Origin of the sequence: Merdibacter massiliensis, from assembly GCF_900155395.1 — a bacterium.
Lineage (GTDB): Bacteria > Bacillota_I > Bacilli_A > Erysipelotrichales > Erysipelotrichaceae > Merdibacter > Merdibacter massiliensis.
Genome location: NZ_LT699727.1, coordinates 37,390 through 63,020, shown reverse-complemented (window position 1 = coordinate 63,020; position 25,631 = coordinate 37,390). Strand labels below are relative to the sequence as shown.

The 25,631-nt window shown below is 40.4% G+C and carries 26 protein-coding genes, 1 tRNA gene, 2 pseudogenes and 1 other annotated feature; of the genes and pseudogenes, 25 read left to right on the top strand and 4 right to left on the bottom strand.

The window, feature by feature from the left end:
- The first annotated feature begins 3 nt into the window (after window positions 1–3).
- From BQ9859_RS08255 to BQ9859_RS08230, 6 genes are all read left to right on the top strand, one after another.
- Window positions 4–1,167 (top strand): M20 family metallopeptidase, encoded by a 1,164-nt coding sequence (locus BQ9859_RS08255; RefSeq protein ID WP_075877729.1) that lies wholly within the window; start codon window positions 4–6, stop codon window positions 1,165–1,167.
- A gap of 21 nt (window positions 1,168–1,188) precedes the next feature.
- Window positions 1,189–2,193, top strand: a complete 1,005-nt coding sequence (rmuC, locus tag BQ9859_RS08250) for a DNA recombination protein RmuC (protein WP_075877728.1) — start codon at window positions 1,189–1,191, stop codon at window positions 2,191–2,193.
- 171 nt (window positions 2,194–2,364) lie between these two features.
- Window positions 2,365–2,610 (top strand) — a binding site (T-box leader).
- 68 nt (window positions 2,611–2,678) lie between these two features.
- Window positions 2,679–4,406 (top strand): carbon starvation CstA family protein, encoded by a 1,728-nt coding sequence (locus BQ9859_RS08245; RefSeq protein WP_075877727.1) that lies wholly within the window; start codon window positions 2,679–2,681, stop codon window positions 4,404–4,406.
- 217 nt (window positions 4,407–4,623) lie between these two features.
- Window positions 4,624–4,995: a GntR family transcriptional regulator gene (locus BQ9859_RS08240; protein WP_075877726.1), complete on the top strand. Its 372-nt coding sequence runs from the start codon at window positions 4,624–4,626 to the stop codon at window positions 4,993–4,995.
- 3 nt (window positions 4,996–4,998) lie between these two features.
- On the top strand, window positions 4,999–5,850 hold the full coding sequence (locus tag BQ9859_RS08235) for an ABC transporter ATP-binding protein (RefSeq protein WP_075877725.1): 852 nt from the start codon (window positions 4,999–5,001) through the stop codon (window positions 5,848–5,850).
- Window positions 5,847–6,503 (top strand): ABC-2 transporter permease, encoded by a 657-nt coding sequence (locus BQ9859_RS08230; RefSeq protein ID WP_075877724.1) that lies wholly within the window; start codon window positions 5,847–5,849, stop codon window positions 6,501–6,503. Before BQ9859_RS08235 ends, BQ9859_RS08230 begins: the two co-directional genes overlap by 4 nt.
- A 194-nt stretch (window positions 6,504–6,697) precedes the next feature.
- Here BQ9859_RS08230 and BQ9859_RS08225 read toward each other — a convergent pair whose 3' ends face one another.
- On the bottom strand, window positions 6,698–7,492 hold the full coding sequence (locus BQ9859_RS08225; protein ID WP_075877723.1) for an HAD family hydrolase: 795 nt from the start codon (window positions 7,490–7,492) through the stop codon (window positions 6,698–6,700).
- Window positions 7,493–7,630: 138 nt separating this feature from the next.
- On the opposite strand from BQ9859_RS08225, the gene BQ9859_RS08220 reads away from it, so the two are divergent.
- From BQ9859_RS08220 to BQ9859_RS12860, 3 genes and pseudogenes are all read left to right on the top strand, one after another.
- Complete coding sequence (locus BQ9859_RS08220) at window positions 7,631–8,128, top strand: dCTP deaminase/dUTPase family protein (protein ID WP_075877722.1); 498 nt, start codon at window positions 7,631–7,633, stop codon at window positions 8,126–8,128.
- A gap of 93 nt (window positions 8,129–8,221) precedes the next feature.
- Window positions 8,222–8,578 (top strand): annotated as a pseudogene (locus BQ9859_RS12865) (glycosyl transferase family 1); the annotation flags it as partial.
- A 395-nt stretch (window positions 8,579–8,973) separates the two neighbouring features.
- Complete coding sequence (locus BQ9859_RS12860; protein ID WP_328585271.1) at window positions 8,974–9,222, top strand: glycosyltransferase; 249 nt, start codon at window positions 8,974–8,976, stop codon at window positions 9,220–9,222.
- Window positions 9,223–9,229: 7 nt separating this feature from the next.
- Here the strand turns inward: BQ9859_RS12860 and BQ9859_RS08210 are convergent, their stop codons facing one another.
- Entirely contained in the window at window positions 9,230–10,594 is a 1,365-nt protein-coding gene (locus BQ9859_RS08210; protein WP_075877721.1) for a CCA tRNA nucleotidyltransferase, read from the bottom strand.
- A 45-nt stretch (window positions 10,595–10,639) separates the two neighbouring features.
- On the opposite strand from BQ9859_RS08210, the gene BQ9859_RS08205 reads away from it, so the two are divergent.
- The 11 genes from BQ9859_RS08205 to BQ9859_RS08160 all read left to right on the top strand — a co-directional run bounded on the left by BQ9859_RS08205 (window position 10,640) and on the right by BQ9859_RS08160 (window position 18,642).
- Window positions 10,640–11,188, top strand: coding sequence for a tRNA 5-(aminomethyl)-2-thiouridylate-methyltransferase MnmM (locus tag BQ9859_RS08205; RefSeq protein WP_075877720.1), 549 nt, complete (start codon window positions 10,640–10,642; stop codon window positions 11,186–11,188).
- A gap of 90 nt (window positions 11,189–11,278) precedes the next feature.
- Window positions 11,279–11,355 (top strand) — tRNA-Pro (locus tag BQ9859_RS08200).
- A 132-nt stretch (window positions 11,356–11,487) separates the two neighbouring features.
- On the top strand, window positions 11,488–14,049 hold the full coding sequence (locus BQ9859_RS08195; RefSeq protein ID WP_075877719.1) for an ATP-dependent Clp protease ATP-binding subunit: 2,562 nt from the start codon (window positions 11,488–11,490) through the stop codon (window positions 14,047–14,049).
- A 106-nt stretch (window positions 14,050–14,155) separates the two neighbouring features.
- The gene (locus BQ9859_RS08190; RefSeq protein WP_075877718.1) at window positions 14,156–14,383 is read left to right on the top strand and encodes a FeoA family protein; all 228 of its coding nucleotides are present in this window, start codon (window positions 14,156–14,158) and stop codon (window positions 14,381–14,383) included.
- Window positions 14,380–16,392: a ferrous iron transport protein B gene (feoB, locus tag BQ9859_RS08185; protein ID WP_075877717.1), complete on the top strand. Its 2,013-nt coding sequence runs from the start codon at window positions 14,380–14,382 to the stop codon at window positions 16,390–16,392. The genes BQ9859_RS08190 and feoB overlap by 4 nt, the downstream gene beginning before the upstream one ends.
- Window positions 16,389–16,565, top strand: coding sequence for a hypothetical protein (locus BQ9859_RS12460; RefSeq protein WP_154666061.1), 177 nt, complete (start codon window positions 16,389–16,391; stop codon window positions 16,563–16,565). The genes feoB and BQ9859_RS12460 overlap by 4 nt, the downstream gene beginning before the upstream one ends.
- Before the next feature lie 74 nt (window positions 16,566–16,639).
- Entirely contained in the window at window positions 16,640–16,858 is a 219-nt protein-coding gene (locus BQ9859_RS08180; protein WP_075877716.1) for a hypothetical protein, read from the top strand.
- 12 nt (window positions 16,859–16,870) lie between these two features.
- Complete coding sequence (locus BQ9859_RS08175; RefSeq protein WP_075877715.1) at window positions 16,871–17,605, top strand: nucleoside/nucleotide kinase family protein; 735 nt, start codon at window positions 16,871–16,873, stop codon at window positions 17,603–17,605.
- A gap of 52 nt (window positions 17,606–17,657) precedes the next feature.
- Entirely contained in the window at window positions 17,658–17,795 is a 138-nt protein-coding gene (locus BQ9859_RS08170) for a spore coat associated protein CotJA (RefSeq protein WP_083662792.1), read from the top strand.
- Window positions 17,788–18,042, top strand: a complete 255-nt coding sequence (locus BQ9859_RS08165) for a spore coat protein CotJB (RefSeq protein WP_075877714.1) — start codon at window positions 17,788–17,790, stop codon at window positions 18,040–18,042. Before BQ9859_RS08170 ends, BQ9859_RS08165 begins: the two co-directional genes overlap by 8 nt.
- 3 nt (window positions 18,043–18,045) lie before the next feature.
- Window positions 18,046–18,642, top strand: coding sequence for a manganese catalase family protein (locus tag BQ9859_RS08160; protein ID WP_075877713.1), 597 nt, complete (start codon window positions 18,046–18,048; stop codon window positions 18,640–18,642).
- A 47-nt stretch (window positions 18,643–18,689) separates the two neighbouring features.
- On the opposite strand, the gene BQ9859_RS08155 is transcribed toward BQ9859_RS08160, so the two are convergent.
- The gene (locus tag BQ9859_RS08155; RefSeq protein WP_143404405.1) at window positions 18,690–19,190 is read right to left on the bottom strand and encodes a flavin reductase family protein; all 501 of its coding nucleotides are present in this window, start codon (window positions 19,188–19,190) and stop codon (window positions 18,690–18,692) included.
- A gap of 410 nt (window positions 19,191–19,600) precedes the next feature.
- On the opposite strand from BQ9859_RS08155, the gene BQ9859_RS08150 reads away from it, so the two are divergent.
- Window positions 19,601–20,272, top strand: a complete 672-nt coding sequence (locus BQ9859_RS08150) for an ankyrin repeat domain-containing protein (RefSeq protein WP_075877712.1) — start codon at window positions 19,601–19,603, stop codon at window positions 20,270–20,272.
- Between the two features lie 12 nt (window positions 20,273–20,284).
- Window positions 20,285–22,366 (top strand): elongation factor G, encoded by a 2,082-nt coding sequence (fusA, locus tag BQ9859_RS08145; RefSeq protein WP_075877711.1) that lies wholly within the window; start codon window positions 20,285–20,287, stop codon window positions 22,364–22,366.
- Window positions 22,367–22,396: 30 nt separating this feature from the next.
- Here fusA and BQ9859_RS08140 read toward each other — a convergent pair whose 3' ends face one another.
- Window positions 22,397–23,584 (bottom strand): iron-containing alcohol dehydrogenase, encoded by a 1,188-nt coding sequence (locus BQ9859_RS08140; RefSeq protein WP_075877710.1) that lies wholly within the window; start codon window positions 23,582–23,584, stop codon window positions 22,397–22,399.
- Window positions 23,585–23,760: 176 nt separating this feature from the next.
- Here BQ9859_RS08140 and BQ9859_RS08135 point away from each other — a divergent pair, with 176 nt between their 5' ends.
- From BQ9859_RS08135 to BQ9859_RS12920, 3 genes and pseudogenes are all read left to right on the top strand, one after another.
- Window positions 23,761–24,561: a hypothetical protein gene (locus BQ9859_RS08135; protein WP_075877709.1), complete on the top strand. Its 801-nt coding sequence runs from the start codon at window positions 23,761–23,763 to the stop codon at window positions 24,559–24,561.
- Between the two features lie 45 nt (window positions 24,562–24,606).
- Complete coding sequence (locus tag BQ9859_RS08130; protein ID WP_075877708.1) at window positions 24,607–25,458, top strand: hypothetical protein; 852 nt, start codon at window positions 24,607–24,609, stop codon at window positions 25,456–25,458.
- A 39-nt stretch (window positions 25,459–25,497) separates the two neighbouring features.
- Window positions 25,498–25,590 (top strand): annotated as a pseudogene (locus tag BQ9859_RS12920) (hypothetical protein); the annotation flags it as partial.
- Window positions 25,591–25,631 lie beyond the last annotated feature (41 nt).

Genomic DNA, 25,631 nt, shown 5'->3' with positions numbered 1-25,631 from the left:
ATGATGGAAGAAAAAATCAAGAAACATGTAGAAGAACACTTAGATCATTATATGAGCCTGGTACAATCCATGTACGAGCATCCGGAATTGGGGAATGAAGAATTTCAAACGATGGCGCTGCTTTGCGATGCATTGAACGATCTTGGATTTGCGACAACATCAGCGTATGTATGCCCCACTGGTTTTCAAGGCGTGTATCGCTCTGCAAAAGAAGGACCAGTCATTGCCTATCTTTGTGAATATGATGCATTGCCTGAAGTCGGACATGGTTGCGGTCATAATCTGATTGCCGCTATTTCCATTGCGGCAGGAGCGGCATTAAAAGAAATGGTCGAAGAAACAGGCGGGGAGGTGCGTGTCATCGGAACTCCGGCAGAAGAAAATTTTGGAGGCAAAGTGACGATGGCAAACAATCATGTCTTTGATGATGTTGATGTCGCCATGATGATTCATCCTTCTACGGAAGACCGTCTCGGGGGAAGAACGTTGGCCTTGAATCCATTAAAGTTTGATTTCTTTGGTAAAAATGCACATGGCTGCCATCCTCAAAACGGCCGTTCTGCATTAGATGCGGCAATCATGAGCTATACCGGTATCAGTTTATTACGGCAGTATACCAAGGCAAATACTTATATTCACGGAATCATCCGTAATGGCGGAGAAGCGGCGAATGTCATTCCTGCCTATGCGTGCATGGAATATTATTTTAGAGGAGAAACGATGGCGTATGTCAAAGAGCTTTGTCAACGTGCCGAAGATTGTGTCAAAGGTGCTTGTGCGGCCAGCGGTTGTACCTATCAAATGAGCGTATATGAATGTCCATATGAAGATAATGTCGTGAACTATACCCTTTGTGATCTTCTAAAAGAGGCATATGCAGAAGTAGGAAGAAACAACGTACTTCCAGTAGATGAGATTCCGGCAGGCTCCAGTGATATAGGTGCGGTCAGTTATGTGTGCCCGACATTGCACGGTTATATCAAGATTGCAGATGCTTGTGTCAATGGTCATTCCAAAGAAATGGCAGCTGCAACGATTTCTCCACAGGGCGAAAGCGCACTCCATGATGGAGGAATCGCCTTGGCTTTGGTTGGCTTGCGTTTGCTGCAAGATCCTGCTTTGCTCGCAAAAGTAAAAGAGGAACAGAAACAGACATTGCAAAAATAAATAAGAGAGAGGAATACATAGATGGAAACAGGGATGTTTTTTATCTTGATCTTGATCATCATTTTAGGATTTGCCTTGGTGATCCTACAGCTTCGTCATCATAGCTTGCATGAGGAAAATTCAATCGTGCAAAAACAAAGAGAAATGGATTTGTTACGCCAGCAGTTGTCATTATCACAGAGCACTGATCAGAATTTATTGATGAAGACACAGCAAACGGTAACTTCAATTGAGGCAATGAATAAACAGGTTCAACTGTTGTTTCGAGAACTGAATCAATTAGGAAAAGATACGGCAGCTTCCGGCGCTACGCTTGACCAGGTACAGGAACATGTATTAGCAATGAATCGCATCATGGTCAATAAAAAGGCAAGAGGAAATTGGGGCGAATACCAGCTTGGTATGTTGTTGGAACTCTATGCTGGCGATTGTACAGAAGTTTATGAAAGACAGTATTCTTTGCAGAATGGAATGATCGCTGACTTTGTATTGCATTTAGCTGGCACTGCACAGGTTTTGTGTATTGATTCCAAGTTTCCTATGGAAAATTTTCAAAAAGTGATAGAGAATGAAGGACAGCCAGATGCATATGCCCGAAGTCTATCTACATTCAAGTCTAACATCAAAAAACATATCCAGGATATTGCACGTAAATATATAACGCCGCAAACGAGTGAACAGGCGATCATGTTCGTTCCTAGTGAAGCGGTCTATATGTTTTTATGTTCAGATTGCAGTAGCCTGTTGGAATATGCACTGCAGCAGCACGTATTGATCACTTCTCCGACGACATTGATTGGTGTTGTCTTTACCCTTGTACATGCAACCAGGGAAATGCGACGCGGAGAACATATCAAAGAAATCGAAAAAGAGATCATAGATCTTTTAGAAGATGCCAATCGATTGACTATCCGTCTTGAGAAAAGTGCACACGCATTGGAACAGGCAATGTCGGTTATGAACGATGCCCAGATCTCAGCAAATAAAATTGCAAAGCGAATTGAAAAAATACATGACGGCAAATGAAATAGATAAGAAGATATGTTTGGAAGTCAAATGTATCTTTTTATTTGTTTTTTTTAAAATGAAAGCGATTTACAATAATTTTGAAATAAATTCATTTTATTTACATATAAATTTTCAGAAAACTATTGACATATAAAAGCATTGTGCATAAAATGATACAGTATTCAATATTTAAAAGCATTGAACAAGACAACATTGTTTTCTTCTATCCCCTTACAGAGAGCCACCGTAAGCTGAAAGATGGCAGGAGACGATTAAACAATTATCACTTGCGAGCTGTATGCTGAACACAGGATTGTTAGTAAGCGTTATCGTATTCCCTGCGTTAAAGGGATCTCGTTTAGCAAACGAACGAGAAAAAAGAGGCATTTATTGCAAGCTGAGTGGTACCGCGGAAATCAGGTTTTCGTCTTAGCGCAGAATCTATATTCTGGGCGAAAGATGGAAACCTTTTTTAAATATTGAATCAGAGGGAGGAATTTTGTATGAATGGTTTACTTTTGTTAGGCATTACTTGTGTCATACTGATTGGGGCCTATCTTCTGTATGGACGCTATTTGGTGAAAACATGGGGCATTGATCCAAAAGCAAAAACGCCTGCAGTAGAAAAGGAAGATGGAACAGATTTTGTTCCTAGTAGCAAATGGGAAGTCTTTGCACATCAGTTTTCTTCTATCGCCGGTGCTGGACCTGTAACAGGACCTGTCATGGCAATGATGTGGGGATGGCTGCCTGCATTCTTATGGATCGTTGTCGGTGGTATCTTCTTCGGTGCTGTACAAGATTTTGGTGCTTTATATGCATCTGTTAAATCACATGGAAAATCAATGGGACAGTTGATCGAAGATTACATCGGTAAAAAAGGTCGTCGTTTATTTTTCTTGTTTGCATGGTTGTTTACTTTGCTGGTAATTGCAGCATTTGCTGATATGGTAGCAGGTACATTAAATGGCTACTCTGCTGAAGGTGCACAATTACAGCCAAATGCAGCTGCGGGTTCTATTTCTATCTTGTATGTATTTGTTGCAATTGCTTTTGGACTGTTTTTAAGAAAAACAAAGATCGGCGGATGGAAGCAAGTGGTCATTGCAATTGTATTGATCATTGCGATGCTTGCTGTCGGCATCATGTTCCCAGTTTATTTTGACAAGACATCTTGGATCTATATTGTCTTTGTTTATATCTTCTTTGCCTCTGTTACACCAATGTGGATCTTGAAACAGCCGCGTGATTACTTGACAACATTCTTGTTCATCGCGATGATCGTTGCAGCAGTCGTTGGTGTATTCATGAGCAATCCTGAGATCTCTACACCACTGTATACTGGCTTTACTTCTGCCAGTGGAAGCTATTTGTTCCCAACTTTGTTTGTAACGATTGCGTGTGGTGCAGTCAGCGGATTCCATTCATTAGTATCAAGTGAAACAAGCAGCAAACAGATCAGTAATGAAAAAGATATGCTGCAAGTAGGTTATGGCAGCATGCTGTTAGAGTCATTGTTAGCTGTATTGGTTATCGTTGTTGTCGGATCATTGGCTAGTTTAAGTGCCAGCGGTGTTTTAGACAGTAATTTAAGTGCTATGGCCATGGCTGATGGAGCTACGCCGTTTACTAAATTTTCCGTTGGTGTTACTGGTTTGATTTCTCAACTTGGATTACCTCAAGAATGGGGACTTTGCATCATGACCATGTTCGTATCAGCTTTGGCTTTGACATCTTTGGATGCAGTTGCACGTATCGGCCGTATGTCTTTCCAGGAATTCTTTGAGACAAATACTGGCAGCGAAGCAACAGGAGTTGTTCGTTTCTTGACAAATAAATATGTTGCAACAGTCATTACATTGTTAGGTGGTTATCTGTTATCACTAGGTGGATACAATAATATCTGGCCATTATTCGGTTCTGCCAACCAGTTATTGGCTGCCATGGTATTGATCGTACTTTCTGTATTCTTGAAAGTAACAGGAAGAAAAGGATTCATGCTGTATGTACCAATGATTGCCATGTTAGTGATCACGATGACTTCATTAGGAATGTCAATCTATAACATTTGTGTAAAATTGTTTGTATCTGGCGGTTTTGTATTTATGACAGATGGTCTGCAATTGATCGTAGCAATCTTGTTGGTTGCTTTAGGTTTGTTGATCACATTCTCTTCAGGCAAAAAATTAGTGGACTCTCCAGAACAAAGCAGATTGCATCAAGCACATTAGTACTTTATTGACAGAAAAGACAATGTTTTAATTAACGATAAGACCGAGATCTTTGTTTTCAACAAGGACTCGGTTTTTTTTTGCTTGCAGTTTTGCTGTTTCATTACGAGAGGCTGTAACGGATCGTTTTTAATAAAATATAAATAAACAGTGTATAACACTTGACAACAGTTAAATACTGTTATACACTGTTTACAAGCAGAAAGAGGAGTGTCAAATGAATATAATTATCAATACTTCTTCGATGATTCCTATTTATGAACAAATTGTTGATCAAATCAAAACGATGATCCGTAATGGCGAATTGCAAGAAAATGATAGTTTGCCATCGGTTCGCACATTAGCAAAACAGTTAAAGATCAGTGCTCTGACTGTTAAAAAAGCATATGACAGTTTAGAAAGCGAAGGGTTTACGATAACGATACATGGAAAAGGAACATATGTGACCGCAATCAATCCTGAGCTGCTATTAGAAGAACAAAAAAAGGAACTCGAAGCGGATTTGGAAAAAGCCATTCAAAAAGGAAGGCGATGCGGTATCAGCGATGCAGATATCAGAAATCTATTTGAATTGATCTTGGAGGGATAATCGATGATAAAAATGACCAATCTAAAGAAACATTATCAAAACTTCTCTCTTGCATGTTCACTGGAGGTCCGTCCCGGTTGTATCAGCGGTTTGATCGGACAAAATGGGGCTGGCAAGAGCACGACCTTTAAAGCAATATTAGGATTGATTTCTATCGACGGAGGAGATGTCACTGTATTAGGAAAAGACAGCAGTCATTTATCCGCAAAAGATAAAGAAAAGATCGGCGTCGTATTGTCAGACTCTGGATTCAGCGGCTATTTGCGAATCAAAGATCTTGTTTTGATCTTACAAAAATTGTATTCGAAGTTTGATAAAGATTTTTTTCTGAAACAGGTTGCGAGATTTCAGCTGCCGTTAGATAAGAAAATAAAAGATTTCTCAACCGGGATGAAAGCAAAGTTAAAAGTATTGATTGCTGTTTCGCATGATGCCAAGCTTTTGATCTTGGATGAACCAACTTCCGGGCTAGATGTGATTGCCAGAGACGAACTTTTAGAAATGTTAAGAGAATATATGGAAAAAGAGGAAGATCGTGCTATCTTGATCAGTTCGCATATATCCAGTGATCTGGAGACACTTTGTGATGATCTGTATATGATCGATGATGGAAAGATCATCTTGCATGAAGATACGGATGTTTTACTAAGTGATTATGGTGTTTTAAAACTGAGAGAGGAACAGTATAAAGAAATGGATAAACAGTATATTCTACGCATAAAAAAAGAAAGTTTTGGTTATCGCTGTTTAACGGATCAAAAACAATTTTATGTAGAAAATTATCCGCAGGTCGTTGTCGAAAGAGGAACGATTGATGAAGTGATCATGATGATGAGCAGGGGGAAATCAATATGATAGGATTGATGATCAAAGATCTAAAGATCATGCTGTTACAGAAAAACTTCTTATTTATGATCTTGGCCGTTGTCATCGGAATGATGATCTTAAATGAAGATGTCATCTTCCCTTTGTGTTTTCTCAGCTTTGTTATGTCATTGTTTGTGCTGACGACGATCAGTTATGATGAATTTGATAATGGAAATGCTTTTCTATTTACTTTGCCGATTACCCGTAAAGAATATGTGATTGAAAAATATGGTCTAGCACTGTTGTTAGGCAGTGGTTCATGGATCGCTGCTGTCTTGATGGGATTGGCGGCATCCAGCATAAAAGGCACGATGCCAATCGCAGATTTGCTCATGATTGCATTTTTGATCGTACCAATGATCATTTTGATGCAAGCGATCATGCTTCCTTTCCAGTTGAAATTTGGAGGAGAGAAGGGTCGTATTGCAATGATCGGTGTATTTGGCGCAATTGCTGTTTTGGGCATCTTGTTGACAAAGGGAGCAGATTTCTTCTTTCACATAGATGTATTCGCTGTTCTTGATCGATTGACATCGATTCATATGGGTATCTTGCTCTTATTGTTGACACTCATTGCACTGTTTTGTTTGTATATCTCTTTGAAGGTAAGTCTTTCCATTATGAAACATAAAGAATTTTAGGGGCAGCGGAGGTCATGATGGACAGTATTCTATGCGTGATAGGAATCATCGTTTTTGCTTACTGGCTTTTCGTAAAAAGAAACAAACCTATGTAAATAAGCAATGAACTTGATAAAAAAAAGAATGTTTCTCAAAAAGAGATGACATTCTTTTTTTGCTTTTTATTACATATATTGTATATAGGCAGGGATCATTTATAAATCTAACACTTCTTTTATCGTTTGAATGACCCCGTCTTCTTCATTGGTATATTTTGTTTCATAATTGGCAATCTGCTTGATTTGCGGCAATGCGTTTTTCATTGCATAACTGTATGTCGCTTCTTGTAATAATTGATAATCGTTCATAAAGTCGCCAAATGCCATCGTTTCATCTTTACGGATATGCAGACGCTGCTGCAGTGCTTTTACACCAATTCCTTTATGCACGTTTGGCATCATGATATCCATCCATTCAAAGGAAGAGACAACAATTGATAGGTGTTTAGCAAAAGATGAAAAATGCGGATAGACATATTGCGCGGTACCGCGAATGTTCAACACGGCAAGTTTTGCGATATCTTCCTGTATGGCGGTTAGATCTTTTACACGTTTGCGTGCGTGATAATAAGGGGCAATGTTTGCTTGCAAGATGGGGCTGTCTGATTCATAGTAGGCAACAGTTGGGCAGCATACGACGATTTCTGTATCGGGAAGAGAACGCGCCAATCGAATCATTTCGCCAATATCGCAGGGAGGCAGAGGATGTGTTTCAATGATCGAATTATCTGAACCATCCGCTATCACCGCGCCGTTTTCTGCAATAAAATGCATTTGTGATGCATATTGTTGAAAGCTTTCTCTTAAAGAGGCATACTGCCGGCCGCTGGCCGCAGCGAAATGAATGTGTCGTTGTTGTAATTGCTCGATCAATCGAAAGATATCTTTCGGCATGGATTTATCGTTATGAAGCAAAGTACCATCCATATCGGTGATAATGAGTCGAATCATGCAAGATTCCTCCCTTTTTTTACTGAAACGATTGTATCATAGCTATGCTGAAAAAGATAGTGAATAAAGAGTCATTAGCATTGTGTACCACATCCTGTTTTGGTACAATATGCATGCATAGACAAAAGGAGCAGGGAAATGCAAAAAATTGCACAGTTTAAGAAAGTATCAAAACAGCAGTTTCAAAAAGATCTTGAAAAATACGGCTGGAAAGAAGAAAATGATTCCTATGTGGAAATTCAATTGCCGAAACGTGCAACAGCTGGATCGGCTGGCTATGATTTCTTTTTGCCGATGGACGTGTCGTTAGCTTTTAATGAAAGTATCCGTATCCCAAGCGGGATTCGCTGTAAAATGGAAGAAGGCTGGGTATTGACTTTGTATCCGCGCAGCTCTTTAGGAACACGTTATCAGTTGCAATTGGATAATACGGTTGGGGTGATCGATGCGGATTATTTTTATGCCGATAATGAAGGTCATATCCTGATTCAGATTACCAATCGTTCCTTAAAACAGGAATGTGTACAGTTAAAAAAAGGCACCGCTTTCGTGCAGGGAATATTTCTTCCCTTCGGAATAACGATCGATGATGATACTGTGGAAAGACGCAGGGGAGGCTTTGGCAGTACGGGATGATTCATTTTGGATCATCTTTTTATTTTCTTTCATTTTTTTGCAGGCTGTTCTTTAAAATGAAATGATAATCTCTTTGTGAAAGGATGAAGAGAGATGAAGATATTATTATACGCTGAAGGACAAAAATGGATTTCGCATTCCGGGATCGGCAGAGCATTGCAGCATCAGGCATGTGCGTTAAGATCCATAGGGATATCCTATACAATGTCACCTGATGATGACTATGACATTGCACATATCAATACGATTGGACCTAAAAGTGTGAGCGTAGCGAAACAGGCGCATGCAAAAGGAAAAAAAGTCATCCTGCATGCGCATAGCACGAAAGAAGATTTTATGCATTCTTTTCGCTTTAGCAATCTTGTTTCCCCTCTTTTTTATCAACGTTTATTACATGTGTATCGTATGGGAGATCATTTGATCACACCAAGTGTATATGCGAAAGGACTGTTACAATCGTATGGTTTGACCCAGCCCATTCATGTGATCAGCAATGGAATCGATACAAAGCAATTTTATCGGGATGTGCAAGCAGGTGAAAAATTTCGTCAATTTTTTGGATTCAAGAAGGATGAACAAGTTGTGATCGGGGTCGGACTGTTATTTGAAAGAAAAGGCATCTATGATTTTATAGAAGCGGCAAAACGATTTCCTCACGTACGGTTTGTCTGGTTTGGAAATGATGCAGGAATCTTGACTCCGCATGCAGTCAAACGCTGTGTGCACCATGCGCCAAACAATCTTTTGTTTCCCGGTTATGTGGAACAGGATGTATTAAAAGGGGCACTCAGCGGCAGCGATGCGTTTTTTTTCCCAGCCATGAAGAGACAGAAGGAATTGTTGTATTGGAGGCTTTGGCTTGTGAACAGCAAGTCATTCTTAGAGATATTCCGGTGTATCATCCATGGCTCCTCCATGGTGTGCATTGTTATAAAGGAAAAGATACATGGGAAATGCTGCGATTGTTAGAAGGAGTCTTGCAGGATCGTCTGCCTAACTTAGGGAAAAAGGCAAGAGAATGTGCGAAAGCAAGAGATATCCGGGTAGTTGCCAGACAATTGGAAGAAGTATATCAAGAACTGCTGCAAAAATAAAAAAGGACTAGATGTCCTTTTTGTTGGATTGAATGTAATTCAGTAATTGTTCACGTGTATTCTTTTGCGGATCTTCAATGACCTGAAGCAAAGCAGCCTCTAAACATGCCTTGATTTCTTTGCCTTGAAATCCCAAAGCAAGCAGATCAGATCCGTTGATCGCCAGTTCATGCAACGTATAGCGTATGTTCTTTTTTTCCATCTCATGCAAGATGGAAAGGATTTGCTTGATGTTTTCGTTTTTGATCTGAGCCTTATGTGGATTTTTAGCGCAATTGTCGGCAAATTGCACAGCAAAAATATCATAGGCAAGCGCATAATCAAATGCAATGCCATAAAGAAAACGACGGATATCGACTTCAGTGGTATTTACATAAGTATCATGATAATAAATGATCGAGGTCACTTGCCGGATCATTTTCTTATCGTATCTTAAATCTTTTAAGGCACTTTCTGCTATATTTGCGGAAATCGATGCATGTCCCTTGAAATGGGCAATTCCATTTGCATCCATCGTCTTTGTATATGCTTTCCCGCAATCATGATAGAGCAGGGCGAGACGCTGCGGCAGCGGGGCGCCAATGCTGTGATCCAGGGCACGATCGGTATGTTCAAAGACATCGTAAAGATGCCATGGTGTTTCTTGCTTTAACAAGCGAAGAGGAACTAACTGCGGAAAAAGATAGGGCAAGATAAACAGCTGGTCCAACATACGCAGCAGTCGTGTTTGTTTGCTTTTCAAGATCCGATTGAGCTCATCCCGTATCCGTTCTTTTGATAAATAGGTAAGCAAAGCCGCTTTTTTTTGTATGGCAAACTGCAAAGCAGGATCTATCGTAAAGCAAAGCGTGACAGAAAAACGGACAGCGCGCAAAATGCGTAAAGCATCTTCTTCTAGTCGTTTCTCTGGATCTCCCACGCAGCGGATCCGTTTTTCTTTTAGATCCGTTTGTCCATCAAACAGGTCAATGATTCCTAATGAAGGGTGAAAGGCCATCGCATTGATCGTAAAATCACGTCGTGCCAGATCCAAACGCAGTTCATTTGTAAATGCAATCTTGTTTGGGGAACGATGGTCCAGATACTCTGTTTCAATGCGATAGGTCGTTACTTCGATTGCCATAGGAGCAAAACATAGCGTTACGGTACCATGTTTGATCCCGGTCAAAAGGACCTTGCATATATTTGAAAAAATTTCAATTACTTGTGCAGGCTGCGCATTGGTCGTAATGTCATAATCGTGTACCTCATGTCCTAACAGCAGATCGCGTACACAGCCGCCAACGAAAAAAGCATCAAAATGATGTGCATTGAGCGTCTCGATCACTTGCAATGCCTCCTGCGGAAGCAAGCGGATATTCACAAATTTCATATATTTATTATATAATGGATGCAGCTAAGAGAAAAGAGAGTGAGTATGAAAAAAGTAGTTGATATCGCTCATGATATACTTCGCCAATATGGCCTGCATGGAACGGTTGCTGATTTTACGTTAGGCGCCGGTCATGATTGTGCCATGCTGATGGGAGAAAGCAATGTTGAAAAAGTATATGCGTTTGATGTACAAGAAAAAGCAATTCAGGATGCAAAACAGTTTTTATATGGTCAAAAAGGATATGAGAAAGTAACGTTTATCTTAGCAGGCCATGAACATGCGAAAGAATATATAAAGGAACCATTAAGCGCAGGGATCTTTAACTTTGGTTTTTATCCAAAAGGCGATCATCAGATCACTACGATGGTCGATACTTCGAAACAGGCTGTACAAGATGCGTTGGAATTGTTGACAATAGGCGGGATCTTGGTGCTGGTATTATATCCGGGACATGCACAAGGAAAGATGGAAAGTCAGTATTTTGATCAATGGATCAAAATACTGCCATCTAAATATTATGATTGTGCATGTATTCAAATGAGCAATAAAGCCCTTTGTCCATATATTCAGATCATTGAGAAGAAAAGATGAAAATAATGTGTGTTATTTGTCTGTTCACTGCATGAAAAAGCAGATTGTATCTTGCATTTTAAGCATAAAGTGATAGAATAAGGGATGCATCGGGATGTAGCACAGCTTGGTAGTGCACTTCGTTCGGGACGAAGGGGTCGCAGGTTCAAATCCTGTCATCCCGACCAGTTTAATTTAAAAACAATCAGCAGATTGTTTTTTTTTTATAAATTTTTAGCACTCTGTTGTTGACAGTGCTAAAAATAGTGCTATAATACAATTAGCAGTTAAAGATATAGAGTGCTAAAGGAGGGATACCTATGAACTTTGAGCAAATGTCAGAAAGGCTGCAAAAGATTATTATGTCAGCAATCGAAATTTGTAAATCGTATGGACATGCAAATGTTGATACGATTCACATGTTAAAAGCTATTTTTGAGGATGATGTGCTGGACGGACTCTATCAGCGTTTAAATATTGATAAGCGAAAAGCCTTATCGATGATCAACGAAGAGATGGATCACGTTGCGCGTGTTTCTCAGAGCAATCCGCAGTTTACCCAAGAAGTCGCCCAAGGATTTGATAAAGCAGAGAAATGGGCGAAGGAGCATGAAGAGACGTATCTAAGCGTTGCTTCTGTGTGGATCGCATTGATGTTTAATCGTTCTTATATATCCAAACAGTTAGTAAAAGCATTCCATTTAAAAGAGGAACAATGCAAGGAAGAAGAATTAAAACGGCGAGGAGGGATGAAAATGGATACTCCAAATGCAGAAAACAATGTTGAGGCATTAAGCAAGTATGGCCGTGATTTAGTAGAAGATGTCAAAAATGGCAAGATTGATCCAATCATTGGCCGTGATGATGAAATTCGTCGTGTCATTCAGATATTATCACGTAAAACAAAAAACAATCCGGTCTTGATTGGTGAACCTGGTGTAGGTAAAACAGCCGTTGTAGAGGGAATCGCATGGCGAATCATGAAAGGCGATGTGCCGCAGTCTTTAAAAGAAAAGAAATTAATCGAATTAGACATGGGGGCCTTGATCGCTGGTGCGAAATATCGCGGTGAATTTGAAGAACGTCTAAAAGCAGTATTGGAAGAAGTAAAAAATGCAGACGGCGGCATCATCCTGTTTATCGATGAGATTCACAATTTGGTCGGTGCAGGAAAGACAGAAGGTTCTATGGATGCAGCAAACTTATTGAAACCAATGCTGGCTCGCGGTGAACTGCGCTGTATTGGTGCCACTACATTTGATGAATATCGTAAATACATTGAAAAAGATGCCGCTTTGGAACGTCGTTTCCAGCGTGTCATGGTACAAGAGCCAACCGTAGAAGATACCATTTCTATTCTGCGTGGATTAAAAGATCGTTTTGAATCGTATCACGGTGTGAAAATCTTAGATGAAGCAATCATTGCGGCTGCAACGTTATCGAATCGTTATATCACGGATCGTTTCTTACCAGATAAAGCGATCGATCTGATCGATGAAGCTTGTGCTACTCTTCGGGTAGAAATGGAATCCATGCCGCAAGAGCTGGATGAATTACAGCGAAAGATCATGCAACTTCAGATCGAAGAGACCGCTTTGAAACAGGAAGAAGATAAGAAGGCCATCGAACGGCGTGAAGATATTCATAAAGAATTGGCCGAATTGCAGATGCAGCGTGACGAATTGCATACAAAATGGGAAGATGAAAAAGCAGAGCTGGAAGAAAGCAAGAATGCAAAGGTACGTCTGGAAAAGGCACGTCTGGAATTGGAACAGGCTCAAAATGAAGCACGTTATGAGGAAGCAGCAAAACTGCAATATGGCGTCATTCCGCAATTAGAGGAACAAATTCGCAAAGAAGCAGAAAAACAAAAAGAAGATGCTTTGATCCAAGAGACAGTCAATGAAGAAACGATCGCGCGAATCGTTTCAAAATGGACCGGTATCGAAGTCACTCGTCTGGTAGAAAGCGAACGGCAGAAACTGCTGCATTTAAAAGATGCTTTGGCAAAGCGTGTCATTGGACAAGATCAGGCTTTGGAATTAGTCAGCGATGCTATATTGCGTAGTAAAGCACAGATCCAAGATGAAAATCGGCCAATCGGCAGTTTCTTGTTCTTAGGTCCGACAGGTGTTGGTAAGACAGAAGTCGCAAAAGCATTGGCAGAACAGTTATTCGACAGTGAGACGCATATTGTTCGTATCGATATGAGCGAATACATGGAGAAACACAGCGTGGCCCGTTTGATTGGTGCTCCTCCTGGATATGTCGGTTATGATGAAGGCGGTCAGCTGACAGAAGCAGTACGTCGTAATCCATATTCGATCGTATTGTTCGATGAGGTCGAAAAAGCACATCCGGATGTATTCAATGTATTGTTGCAGATCCTGGATGATGGACGTATCACGGATTCGAAAGGTGTAACAGTAGATTTTAAAAACACCTTATTGATCATGACCAGCAATTTAGGAAGCCAATATGCTTTTGAAAAAGAAGGCCGTGAAGAGAAATATATGAGCGAAGTAAAACGTTACTTCAAACCGGAATTTATCAATCGTATCGATGAGATCATCGTCTTCAACGCATTGACAGACGATATGTTAGCGAAGATCGCCCATAAATTCATGATGGAATTAAGTGAACGTTTGGCGCATCGCGATATGCATTTACAGGTTAGTGATGCAGTATATCAGTTGATTGCGACACAAGGCGTGGATCCAGTGTACGGTGCTCGTCCGATGAAACGTTATATCCAGCGCAACATTGAAACTTTGATTGCGAAAAAGATCATTGAAGGCGGTGCCGGCAAGGAAGATACCATCATGGTAGATGTCATGAATGGCGAATATGATGTGAAAATTGTTCATGACAAAGAAGCATAAAGGAATTCCAGTGCGAATTCCTTTTTTCTTTCTTATAATTATAAGCAAAGGGATTGATTATTTCGTCAGCATATGCTAACATTTTCACGGAAATGGGGGAATGCATATGATTACATTAGACAGTTTGGTACCGGGGGAATCCGGTGTGATCGTTCGTGTTGGCGGCAGTGGTGCACTGCGTCATCGATTATTGGATATGGGCCTGACCCCAAAGACATTAGTGAAAGTAGAACGGATGGCTCCAATGGGAGATCCAATGGAACTCTACTTGAGAGGTTATCGATTAACTTTGCGTAAAGAAGATGCAAATAAGATCGAGGTGGAAAAACAATGAAAAAATTATTGATCGCACTTGCCGGCAATCAAAATTGTGGAAAAACGACCTTGTTTAATGCATTGACGGGATCGAATCAGCATGTAGGCAATTTTCCAGGCGTAACGGTTGAAAAAAAAGAGGGATATATTCGCAATGAGAAAGGAATGACAGTTGTTGACTTGCCGGGAATCTATTCGCTTTCTCCTTATACGAGCGAAGAAGTGGTGACCCGTGATTTTATATTGAATGAACATCCAGATGTGATCATCAATATCGTGGATGCGACCAATATTGAACGAAATTTATATTTGTCATTGCAGTTGATGGAATTGGAACGGCCGATGGTCATTGCGCTGAATATGATGGATGAAGTCAATCGCAGCGGAAATCATATTGATGTAAAGAAAATGGCAGAATTGTTGAAATTGCCGATCATTCCGATCAGTGCTGCTCATCGGGATGGATTGGATGATTTGCTGGATGCAGTAAAATCTATAGCAAACAAACCATATACAGCTAACCTTGATTTTTGCAAGGGAGAGGTCCATCGTGCGATCCATTCGATCATGCACATCATTGAAGATCATACACAAGAACAAGATGTGCCGAAACGATTTGCAGCTTCTCGTTTGGTCGAGGGCGATGAATTGATCACCAAACGGCTGAATATTCATGAAGGAGACCAGGAGATCATTGAGCATATCGTAAAACAAATGGAAGAAGAACTGGATACCGATCGCGAAGCGGCAATGGCGGATATGCGCTATTCTTTCATCGAAGAACTTGTTTCACAATGTGTCTTCAAAAAACAGGAGACATTGGAACAACAGCGAAGCCAGAAATTAGATTATTGGTTTACACATAAATACTTAGGTATTCCTATTTTTCTGGTTATCATGCTGATCATCTTTTATTTGACTTTCGTTCCTATTGGCGGTACTTTGCAGTCTTTATTGGAGAGCTGGATCGACATGGGCGTTTCCTGGTTAGATGGAGCCTTGGTTCAGGCAAATGTTTCTTCCTGGCTGCATGATCTGCTGATCAACGGAGTCTGTGCAGGAGTCGGCAGCGTTTTGTCTTTCCTGCCATTGATCGTAATCTTGTTTTTCTTCTTAAGTTTATTGGAAGACAGCGGATATATGGCACGGGTTGCTTATATCATGGACAAAGCATTGCGTAAGATAGGACTATCAGGAAAAAGCTTTGTGCCGATGCTCATCGGGTTTGGCTGCAGCGTGCCTGCAATCATGTCTGCCCGCACATTGAGCAGCGAGCGGGACCGCAAGATGACGATCATTTTGACCCCGTTTATGTCTTGCAGTGCGAAATTGCCGATATATGGCATGATCACGGCTGCATTCTTCTCACATTCTTCTGCATTGGTCATGTTAAGCGTGTATTTGTTGGGAATCGTAGTAGCAATCGTGTGCGGATTGCTCTTGAAGAAAACACTGTTTACCGGCAATCCGGTGCCGTTTGTCATGGAATTGCCGGCTTATCGCATTCCATCGGCACAAAGCGTATTATTGCATATGTGGGAAAAAGCGAAAGATTTCTTGCATCGAGCTTTCACGATCATCTTTGCTGCAACGATCATTATCTGGTTCTTGCAGAGCTACGATTTCTCATTTCATGCAGTCAGTGATGCATCGCAGTCTATGTTAGCCAATATCGGCAGCACTCTTTCGATCGTGTTCAAACCGCTTGGCTTTGGAGACTGGCGGGCTTCTACCGCTTTGATCACTGGTGTCACTGCCAAAGAAAGCGTTGTTTCAACTTTGACAATCTTGACGAATGCAAGTTCGGATGCTAATCTCAGCGCAGCCCTGATGTCGATGTTTACACCGATTTCCGCATTTGCCTTCCTGTGCTTTACTGTATTATATATGCCGTGTGTTGCTGCCTTTGCTGCAACAAAACGCGAACTTGGTTCGTGGCGGCAGGCAATCATGGTCGTTCTATTTCAAACGCTGGTTGCATATATTGTAGCGTTCTTGATTTTTCAGATCGGAAGTGTATTTTTATGATAGATTTATTGGTGATCGTTACTTTGACCGTTGTACTGATCTTTATTTATCGTTTGACAAAACCAAAAGGTGATGGATGTCATGGCTGCAGCGGTCATTGTCACGCCTGTCAAACAAATATTTATGAACAATACCGCAAGGATCATCCCTATGTGGTCATAAGGCATCTATAAAGGATGCCTTTTTTCTACAAAATATTCGGTTTTATGATAATATTATCTCAATGAACAAATAATGAGGTGAAAGTATGAATCAACGAATAGTAGAGCGTTTGTTTGCCTGGCTGATCCATGAGGTGGAGGTCCGCTATCATGAAGAAGTAAACATGGCAATGGATTGTTTTTTGGAAGAAACATACACGAAAGAAGAATTGGAACGCTTTTTAGAATACGTGTTAGATCGAGTGAAACCAGAGCGTTATGATCTGGCGTTTGATCATGTACAAAAAGAATTGTCTTTGATCTGAGAGGTGTCCTGCATGCAAACATTTGAATTTATGGTAAATGGTTATCTGACAAAAGCGTCCTATTCAGAGGCATTTGTTGCACAAGCAAGGCGATTGATCGATGTATGGTGGTCAAAGGCAGAAGACAGCGGTCAGCGGGTAGTTGTGTTTTTAGCAGCTCCTCCGGGTGCAGGAAAGTCCACACTGGCATTATTGTTTGAACAACTATCAAAAGAAAAAGGAAAGTGGGTCCAGGCTTTAGGAATGGATGGCTTTCATCACTATCAGCGTTACATATTGACCCATACGGTTGCAAGAGATGGAAAGATACTGCCGATGAAGAAAGTAAAAGGCTGTCCGGAAAGCTTTGACTTTGACCGTTTACAGACTTTTGTAAAACGTTTAAAACAGGAAGAACATTTGAAGTGGCCGCTTTATGATCGAAGGAAACATGATGTGGTCGATGATCAGATAGAAGTATCTTCTCCTGTCGTTTTATTAGAAGGTAATTATTTATTGTTAGAGGAAACGCCGTGGAATACATTGAAGCAGTATTGCGATATTTCGATCTTTCTTTCGGTGAAAGAAGAAGAGGTACGCACTCGTTTGATCCAGAGAAAGCTGATGGGAGGACTTCTTCCGCATGAGGCAGTGGCATTTTGTGAACAAAGCGATTTAGTGAATGTTCGACGTGTCTTAGGGCATCGCATGCCTGCCGATATCACAATTTTATTAGAAGATGGCGAATATAAGATCAGTGAGGGGTAAATGACCAACCCCTTTTTTTTATATTGCGTAGCATAGAGAGGAGGTGAATAGAATGTGGGATCAATTAACGATCTGTTCGATTCGGATACAGTGTTTCCAGCATCTATATTCCATTCATGAAGCATTTGATCATGGGACGATCTTTTGTGAATTGAACAAGCCATTTGTGGGAGCGTGTCCGCATGAATGAACAAAGAAAAAAATGTTTGCTGGAAATCATGAAATTAGATTTTGCTTTGCAAGACAGCAGCTTGTTTTTGGATCTGCGTCCCAAAGATCCGGCAGCTTTAGCTTATTATCAACGCTATTTATGCTTGTATGATGAAAAGAAAAGTGCATATGAAGGAGAATATGGACCATTGAGCAATCGCAGCTTAGATGCTTTTGCCTATAGCAAATATGCTTGTGAGCCATTTCCTTGGGAAAGGGGGCAATAAAAGATGTGGGTATATGAGAAAAAATTACAATATCCAGTCGAGATCACTAGACCAGATGCAAAAAGTGCAACGGTCATCTTATCGCAATTAGGCGGTCCGGATGGTGAAATGGGAGCTGCGCTGCGTTATCTATCGCAGCGTTATACGATGCCTTATGTTGAGATACAGGCATTATTGACAGATATCGCAACCGAGGAGATGGCACATGTCGAGATCATTTCTGCAATCTTATATCAATTGACCCAAGGATTGACGATTGAGGATATCAAAGCTGAAGGAATGGATGCGTATTTTGTCGATCATACATTGGGCATTTATCCCCAATCAGCAGCAGGCGTTCCTTTTTCAGCCAGCTATTTTCAGTCCAAAGGAGATCCAATCACGGATCTCAGCGAAGATATGGCTGCTGAGCAAAAAGCAAGAACGACTTATGACAATATCTTGCGGCTGGTAGAAAATGAAGAAGTCAAAAAGGTGATTCGTTTTTTACGCGAGCGGGAAATCGTGCATTATCAGCGTTTTGGAGAAGCATTGGAATTTGTAAAGACCCGTTTGGATCCAGCAAATTACTATGCTTTCAATCCATCCTTTGACCATTAATTACAAAGAAAAGGTCATCTCAAGCAAATGCTTGAAATGACCTTCTTTTACTCTTTTACATACATTTTTACGATCTCTCCAATATACATCGTATGCAGATCGTTCAAAGGATAATTCTGCTCGTACACAGCAGGATCCAAAAAACACTCTTTTTTCAGTTCCTGTGCATACAGCTTGCGGCAAAGCATTACGCAGCTCGCTTCTGCAAAATAAGGTGCCACATCCTGATCGCAGATCGTTAATCCGGCACGCTGGATCTTTGGTTCGTCTCTTCCGGAAACGCTTCCCAGATAAGAGAGCTGCTTTTTCCAGCTTTTATCAAAGAAACACAGAGAGAAATAGTTGCTTTGGTCAATAAATTCTTTGGTATAGCGTTGCGGACGTACATAGATCGTCGCAACATCGCGTTTCCATAAGACGCCGAATCCTCCCCAGGAAGCCGTCATCGTGTTGACTCCTGTTGCATTCTTCGCGCTGATCAACATCCATTGTTTGCCGATGGCATCAAAAACATTGCTATCATATGCAGAGATTGTTATTTCCTTCATATCATTCACCCTTTCTATTTGATGCATGCATTGTATTCTATGCATGTGTGATCCATCTTACGATTAAAAAATCTGAATACAAGCACATTATAACACAAATAGGAGAAAGAGAGCGGAAAGGGAGTCAACAGAAAATGATGCATTTGGTAAAATTGGATGGGATTATGGCAAAAAATGCAAGATTGGAAATAATAAATGTAAACGCTTGCAAAAATACAAAAATAGATTAAAATAGAGTCATAAGGATGAAGGAGCGTGGTGAAGATGAATAAGGTACAAGGAACAGTTCAGACACGCGCGCAAGGACCAGTAAATACTGGCATTTCATCGTGGAACATACGGATGTAAGAAAATATTGCTTACGTCCGTTTTTTTGGTCTTGTATAAGAAAATAAAAGGAGGAAATCATCATGGATCAGGGATTTAACCAAGTATTTTGGGATGCTTGTGCAAGCGGCGACTTTGGAGCAGTATGTGCTGAAATCAAAAAAGGATGTGATATCAATTATCAAAACGGTGATGGAAGAACCGGCTTGATGCGTGCTGCAAAGCGCGACTATAAAGATATCGTACGTGTTCTTTTGGATAATGGAGCAGATGTCAATTTAGTAGATAATAAAGGAAAAACAGCAATTATGGGAGCTGCAAAAAAAGGAAACCGTACGATCTTGAAAAAGTTGATCGAAGCAGGAGCCGATGTCAATGCAAAAGATGACCGCGGACGTACGGCATTGATGCGAGCAGCCTTTTTAGGACAGGAACGTTGCATCGAAGTGCTGTTAGATGCCGGTGCGGATATCAATGCACAGGATGAAGCAGGAAGAAGCGCATTGATGGAAGCCTGTGTTGCATTTAAAAAAGGTGCGATCCGTATATTGCTGGAACGCGGGGCAGATGTTAATTTATTTGATAATAACGGCTGTACGGCATTGATGCGAGCTGCCTATGGCGGATATGCAAGTTTGGTAGAAGAATTGATTTCGTATGGTGCAGATAAAGAAATGGTTGATAAAGAGGGCAATAAGGCCATCCATTATGTGCGTGAACACTGCTTGGATCAGCTAAAGCCGATCTTGAAGTAGGGGGATGGAAGTATGAGAGATTATTTATCACATGAGGTGCGCAACGTAGCTGTCTTAGGACATAGCGGAAGCGGGAAAACAGCCGTGCTGGAAGCTATGCTGTATTATACGAAAGCTACAGATCGATTCGGAAAGACCAGCGAAGGAAGTTCTTTGATCGACTATGATAGTGAGGAAATTCGTCGTGGTATCTCTGTTTATACATCGCTGGTGCCGATTGAGTGGCGAGACTGCAAGATCAATTTTATCGATACACCGGGCTATTTGGATTTCTGCGGTGAAGCCGAAGCCGGCCTGGCTGCAGCCGATAATGCGCTGATCGTCGTCAATGCAAAAGATGTGAATCAATCCGGAACAAAGATTGCTTGGGAGAGAGCAACGGCGAAAAAGCTGCCTACGATTTTCTTCATCAATAAACTGGATGAAGAACATACTTCTTTTGATCAAGCGTATGAAGAGCTGAGAGAAACATTTGGCAAGAGCGTTATTCCTTTTGAAGTCCCGATCGTAGAAAATGGGGAAATCATCGGTTCAGTCAATGTCTTGCGTGACAAAGCTTGGTATTATAAAGGGCCTTTGGCAGATCCTGATCAGGCACAGCCGATTCCAGAAAACATGCTGGATGCAATCAATGGTTACAAAGATCAGATTGCAGAAGCAGTGGCTATGGGCGATGATGAACTGATGGAAAAATTCTTCAGCGGAGAAAGCTTCAGCGAAGCAGAATTGACACGCGGTGTGCGTTTAGGCGTAAGAAACGGAGAAATTACTCCAGTGTTCTCAGGAAGTGCTTTGCAGAGCATCGGTATTGAACGTTTGATGGATCTGATCTTAAAATATTTCCCTACTTATGGAGAAAGCGGAAGCTATACTGCTTATAGTGCAGATGGCGAACCGGTGGAGATGGAAACAAACGAAAAAGAATCCTTGAGTGCGCAAGTATTTAAGACGATCGTCGATCCATTTGTTGGACGAATCTCGTATTTGAAAGTCTTATCTGGTGTATTGAGCAGTGATTCCAGCGTATATAATGTCAACAAAGAAAAAACAGAAAAGGTATCCAGCGTCTTCATCATCAAGGGAAAACACCAAACAGCAGCAGGAAAGCTGTTTACCGGCGATATTGGGGCAGTTGTCAAATTGCAGAGCACCCAGACCAACGATACGCTTTGTGATAAAGCAAAACCTGTCAAAGCACAGGAGATCGTATTCAGTGAACCGATGTATGCACAAGCTGTATTCCCTAAATCAAAAAATGATGAGGATAAATTAAGCAATGCGCTGCAAAGAATGGAGGAAGAGGATCAAACATTAAAGATCGTAAATAATAAAGAGACAAAACAGACTGTCATGTATGGTGTCGGTGATCAGCATATTGAAGTGATCCTGGCTAAACTGCGTTCTAAATTTAAAGTAGAAGTGACTTTGGCAAATCCAAAAGTTCCATATCGCGAAACGATACGTAAAAAGGCGATCGGAGAAGGACGCCACAAGAAACAGTCCGGCGGTCATGGACAATTTGGACATGTCTTTGTTGAATTTGAACCGGATGAGACCTGCGAAGATATGCGTTTTGAAGAAAAGGTGTTTGGCGGTGCGGTGCCTCGTCAATACTTCCCTGCAGTTGAAACAGGACTTCGCGAATGCTGTGAACACGGGTATTTGGCAGGCTATAAGATGGTCAAAATCAAAGCAACTTTATTAGACGGTAAATATCATGACGTCGATTCCAGTGAAATGGCATTCAAGATGGCAGCACGTCTGGCATTTAAAGATGGAATGCCAAAATGCAATCCGATCTTGCTGGAGCCGATCATGAATGTAGAAGTCAAAGTACCGGATGAATATACAGGAACGATCATCGGCGATTTCAATAAACGCCGCGGTTCGATCATGGGAATGGATCTGGTAGACGGCTATCAGATCATCTCTGCACAAGTGCCTATGGCAGAAATGATGCGTTATCCGATTGATTTGCGTGCCATGACCCAAGGCATGGGTATTTATACCCAAAGCTTTGACCGATATGATCCGGTGCCATCTAATCTGGCAGACAAGATCATTGCGGCTGCAAAAGCAGAAATGGAAGAATAAAACAAAAGCATAGGGCTATATCAGATTTCCCTATGCTTTTGTTTTGTTTGCCAACAGGTAAATATTGCGTATGTCTTCATAATCCAATTTCTGAATGCCGCCAATCGTTCGTGTATGGAAGAAACAGCATTTTTCCGCTAATTCATTGATCTGTTCTTCTGTTAAGCAAATATTTAATTCAGATAAACAAGTCGGCATCCCAATTTCTTTCAAATAGGATTCCATAGCTTCGATTCCTTGGATCGCAGTATCACTCACATCAGCTCCTGCTTCGATACCAAATACATGGATTGCTAATTGAGCAAAACGCTGCGGAGCACTGTCTAGTACATAACGCGCCCAGCTGCCCCAAATAGCAGCAAGACCGGCACCATGTGCCACATCAAACATACCGCTTAACTCATGTTCCAGCTGGTGGCACGCCCAATCCCCCAATGTACGATCGCCAGTCATTCCGTTGTGAGATGCTTCGCTTGCCCATAAAATTTCTGCGCGTGATGAATAATTTGCAGGATCATCCAGCAAGATCTTTGAATGTTTGATCACATCTTTCATCAATGCATATGAAAATTGATCGAATAACTCCAATGTATCTTCTTTTGTAAAATAGCGTTCTAACGTGTGCATCAAGATGTCTGTACAGCCGGACATCGTTTGATAAGCCGGTAATGTATACGTAAAGGTAGGATCTAAAATGGCAAACTGACAATACCCAAATTCGGAAGACAATCCTCTTTTCAACCAGCCGTTTTCATTTGTGATTACACTTGAATTGCTCATTTCGCTTCCTGCAGCGGCATTGGTCGCAATACATCCGACGGGTAAAGCATTTGTTACTTTTTTCTTTCTCTCATAGTAATCCCAGAGATTTCCTTCATTGACACAGCCATAGGCAATCGCTTTGGAAGAGTCGATCACACTGCCGCCGCCGACTGCCAGAATAAAATCAATTTCTTCTTTTTTTACCAGTTCTATACCTTCTTCCACTTTTGACAAACGTGGATTTGGTTTTACTCCTCCTAATGTTGTATAAGGAATATCTGCATCTTGCAAGATCTGGCATACTTGATGAAGCAGACCAGAACGTAAGGCACTGCTTCCTCCATAATGGACCAACACTTTATGTACATGGTGTTCTTTTAAAAGAGTAGCACATTGCAGAATGCTGTCTTTGCCAAAAACAACCTTTGTTGGCGCATGATAACTAAAGTGTATCATATCAAAGCTTCCTCTCTTTCTTATTACTATCTTTATTATAAACCAATATTATAAACGAGTTGGAACTATTGTAAAAAAATTATTAATTTTGTTGACGAACAATTGATTTTTTAATAGAAGGGTGTAAATTTAAAACGTAAGCGCTCTTACACATACGAAGGAAAGGGGATAACACAATGAGAAAAAAAATACTTGGTATGTTTTCTTCTGCTTTGATGGTATTATCACTATTTGTGGCAATGCCGGTAAAAGCAGCAAATACGACAGTTCGATATATTGATTCTACTGAAGAACTGGCAGAAGCAATCGCTACTCAAACTGAAGGAGAAACTTGGTATATCAGTGCTGGAGAGTATTGTCTAACAAAAGATGATTTATCTAAATATGCTGATATAAAACCAGGAACAAGTGGACAAGGAAATTGGTATTTCCCAATTATAGAGGATGGTATTTCAATCATTGGTCAAGGTGATGTTACCATTACGACTGATTATGAAACACAGAATGGTGTTTGGGCTAGCCAAGATTTCATCTCTGTATGGGGCGATAATGTAACTATCGATAATGTGGATATTTTAAGTAAGAAAGAACAAAATAAAGCAATCGAAGTTATGGGCAAAGATTTCACTTTGAAAAACTCCACAATCAAAAAAGTAGATGAAAATGGAAGCGGATCAATTATTTTCAATTCACAGGATTCTGCTGGTGATATCGGAAGTGCTGTATTGGAAAATGTTACGTTATATTCATGGGTTTCAACAAATTATTCAGAAACAGGAACTTTAACAGCAGATAATGTAACGATCGATTTTAGAGATAATAGTTATGCTGGTTACTATGATGAAGCATATGGTTATGGATGGTGTCCAGGAATCTTTAATTCAAGCAGTAATGTAAAAGTGAATAATACGGACATGACCATCTTGGTTGACAGCAATATCGATTTGAATGGACAAATCTTCAACGATAAATTATAATCAGGTACGACAGTTGTCTTATATGATGATATTGCAATTGATTCTATGTTACAGATGAATACAGATAATGTAGTATTAGATTTAAATGGAAATACAATAACTGCTTCTGATGAGTTTAAATCTACATTTGATAATGATTCTCATTTAATTAATATTAGTGGTAAAAATGTAACAGTTGAAAATGGTACATTAGTAGCAACTGATAAAAATAAACATGTAGTGAATGTTTATGGGGCAGAAAATACAACATTAGAAAATTTGACATTAGATCATACAAATGCTGCTAAAGGAGCTCCATTAGTAATAAATTCATCAGATGTTACTTTAGCAGGTGATATGAAATTTATTACTGGGGCAAAATCTTGGTATGCGGTTAATGTAGATAATGCAATTGGAGATGATGCTTCTGTAACAGTTGCCAAAGACTCTAAATTGACATTTGAAGGTAATAGTGAATATGGTATTGATTTAGAGACTTCTAAAACGGGAAGCAATACATCTATTAAATTTGAAGAAAATGTAGATATTGTAACTCCTGAAACGTTTGCATTGCTGTTTAAGGGAGAAGCACAAAACAGTACAATCACTATTGATTATTCTAAAAATCCTAATATAGCATATGATGAAGAAAAAGGTATCTATGTAACTGTAGATAAGAGCGATCTGGAACAAGAAGTAAACAGTGATTCCGCATTAATTGAAAATAATTTTACAGCTGAAAGTTGGGAAAAATTTGAAAATGCATTTAATGCGGCAAAAGAAGTATTGGCAGACTCTAATTCATTGCAAGGTGAAATTGATCAAGTATTGGCTGATTTGAAAGAGGCACGCATGGCGTTGGTTAAGGTTGAGGCTCCAACAACTGATGGAACAACAACTACAGAAAAACCTGTTTAGACTCCTGCAACGGATGAAAAAACAGAATCTCCTGAAACAGGTGCAATGGTTACAACTGGATTGTTTGCAAGTATGGCAATATTGTCTGGTGCTATCGCTATCGTTTTAAAGAAAAAGAAAGAATTGAATTAATTTGATTCTTAACAGAAAAAAGGTCGTATGTAATAAACATA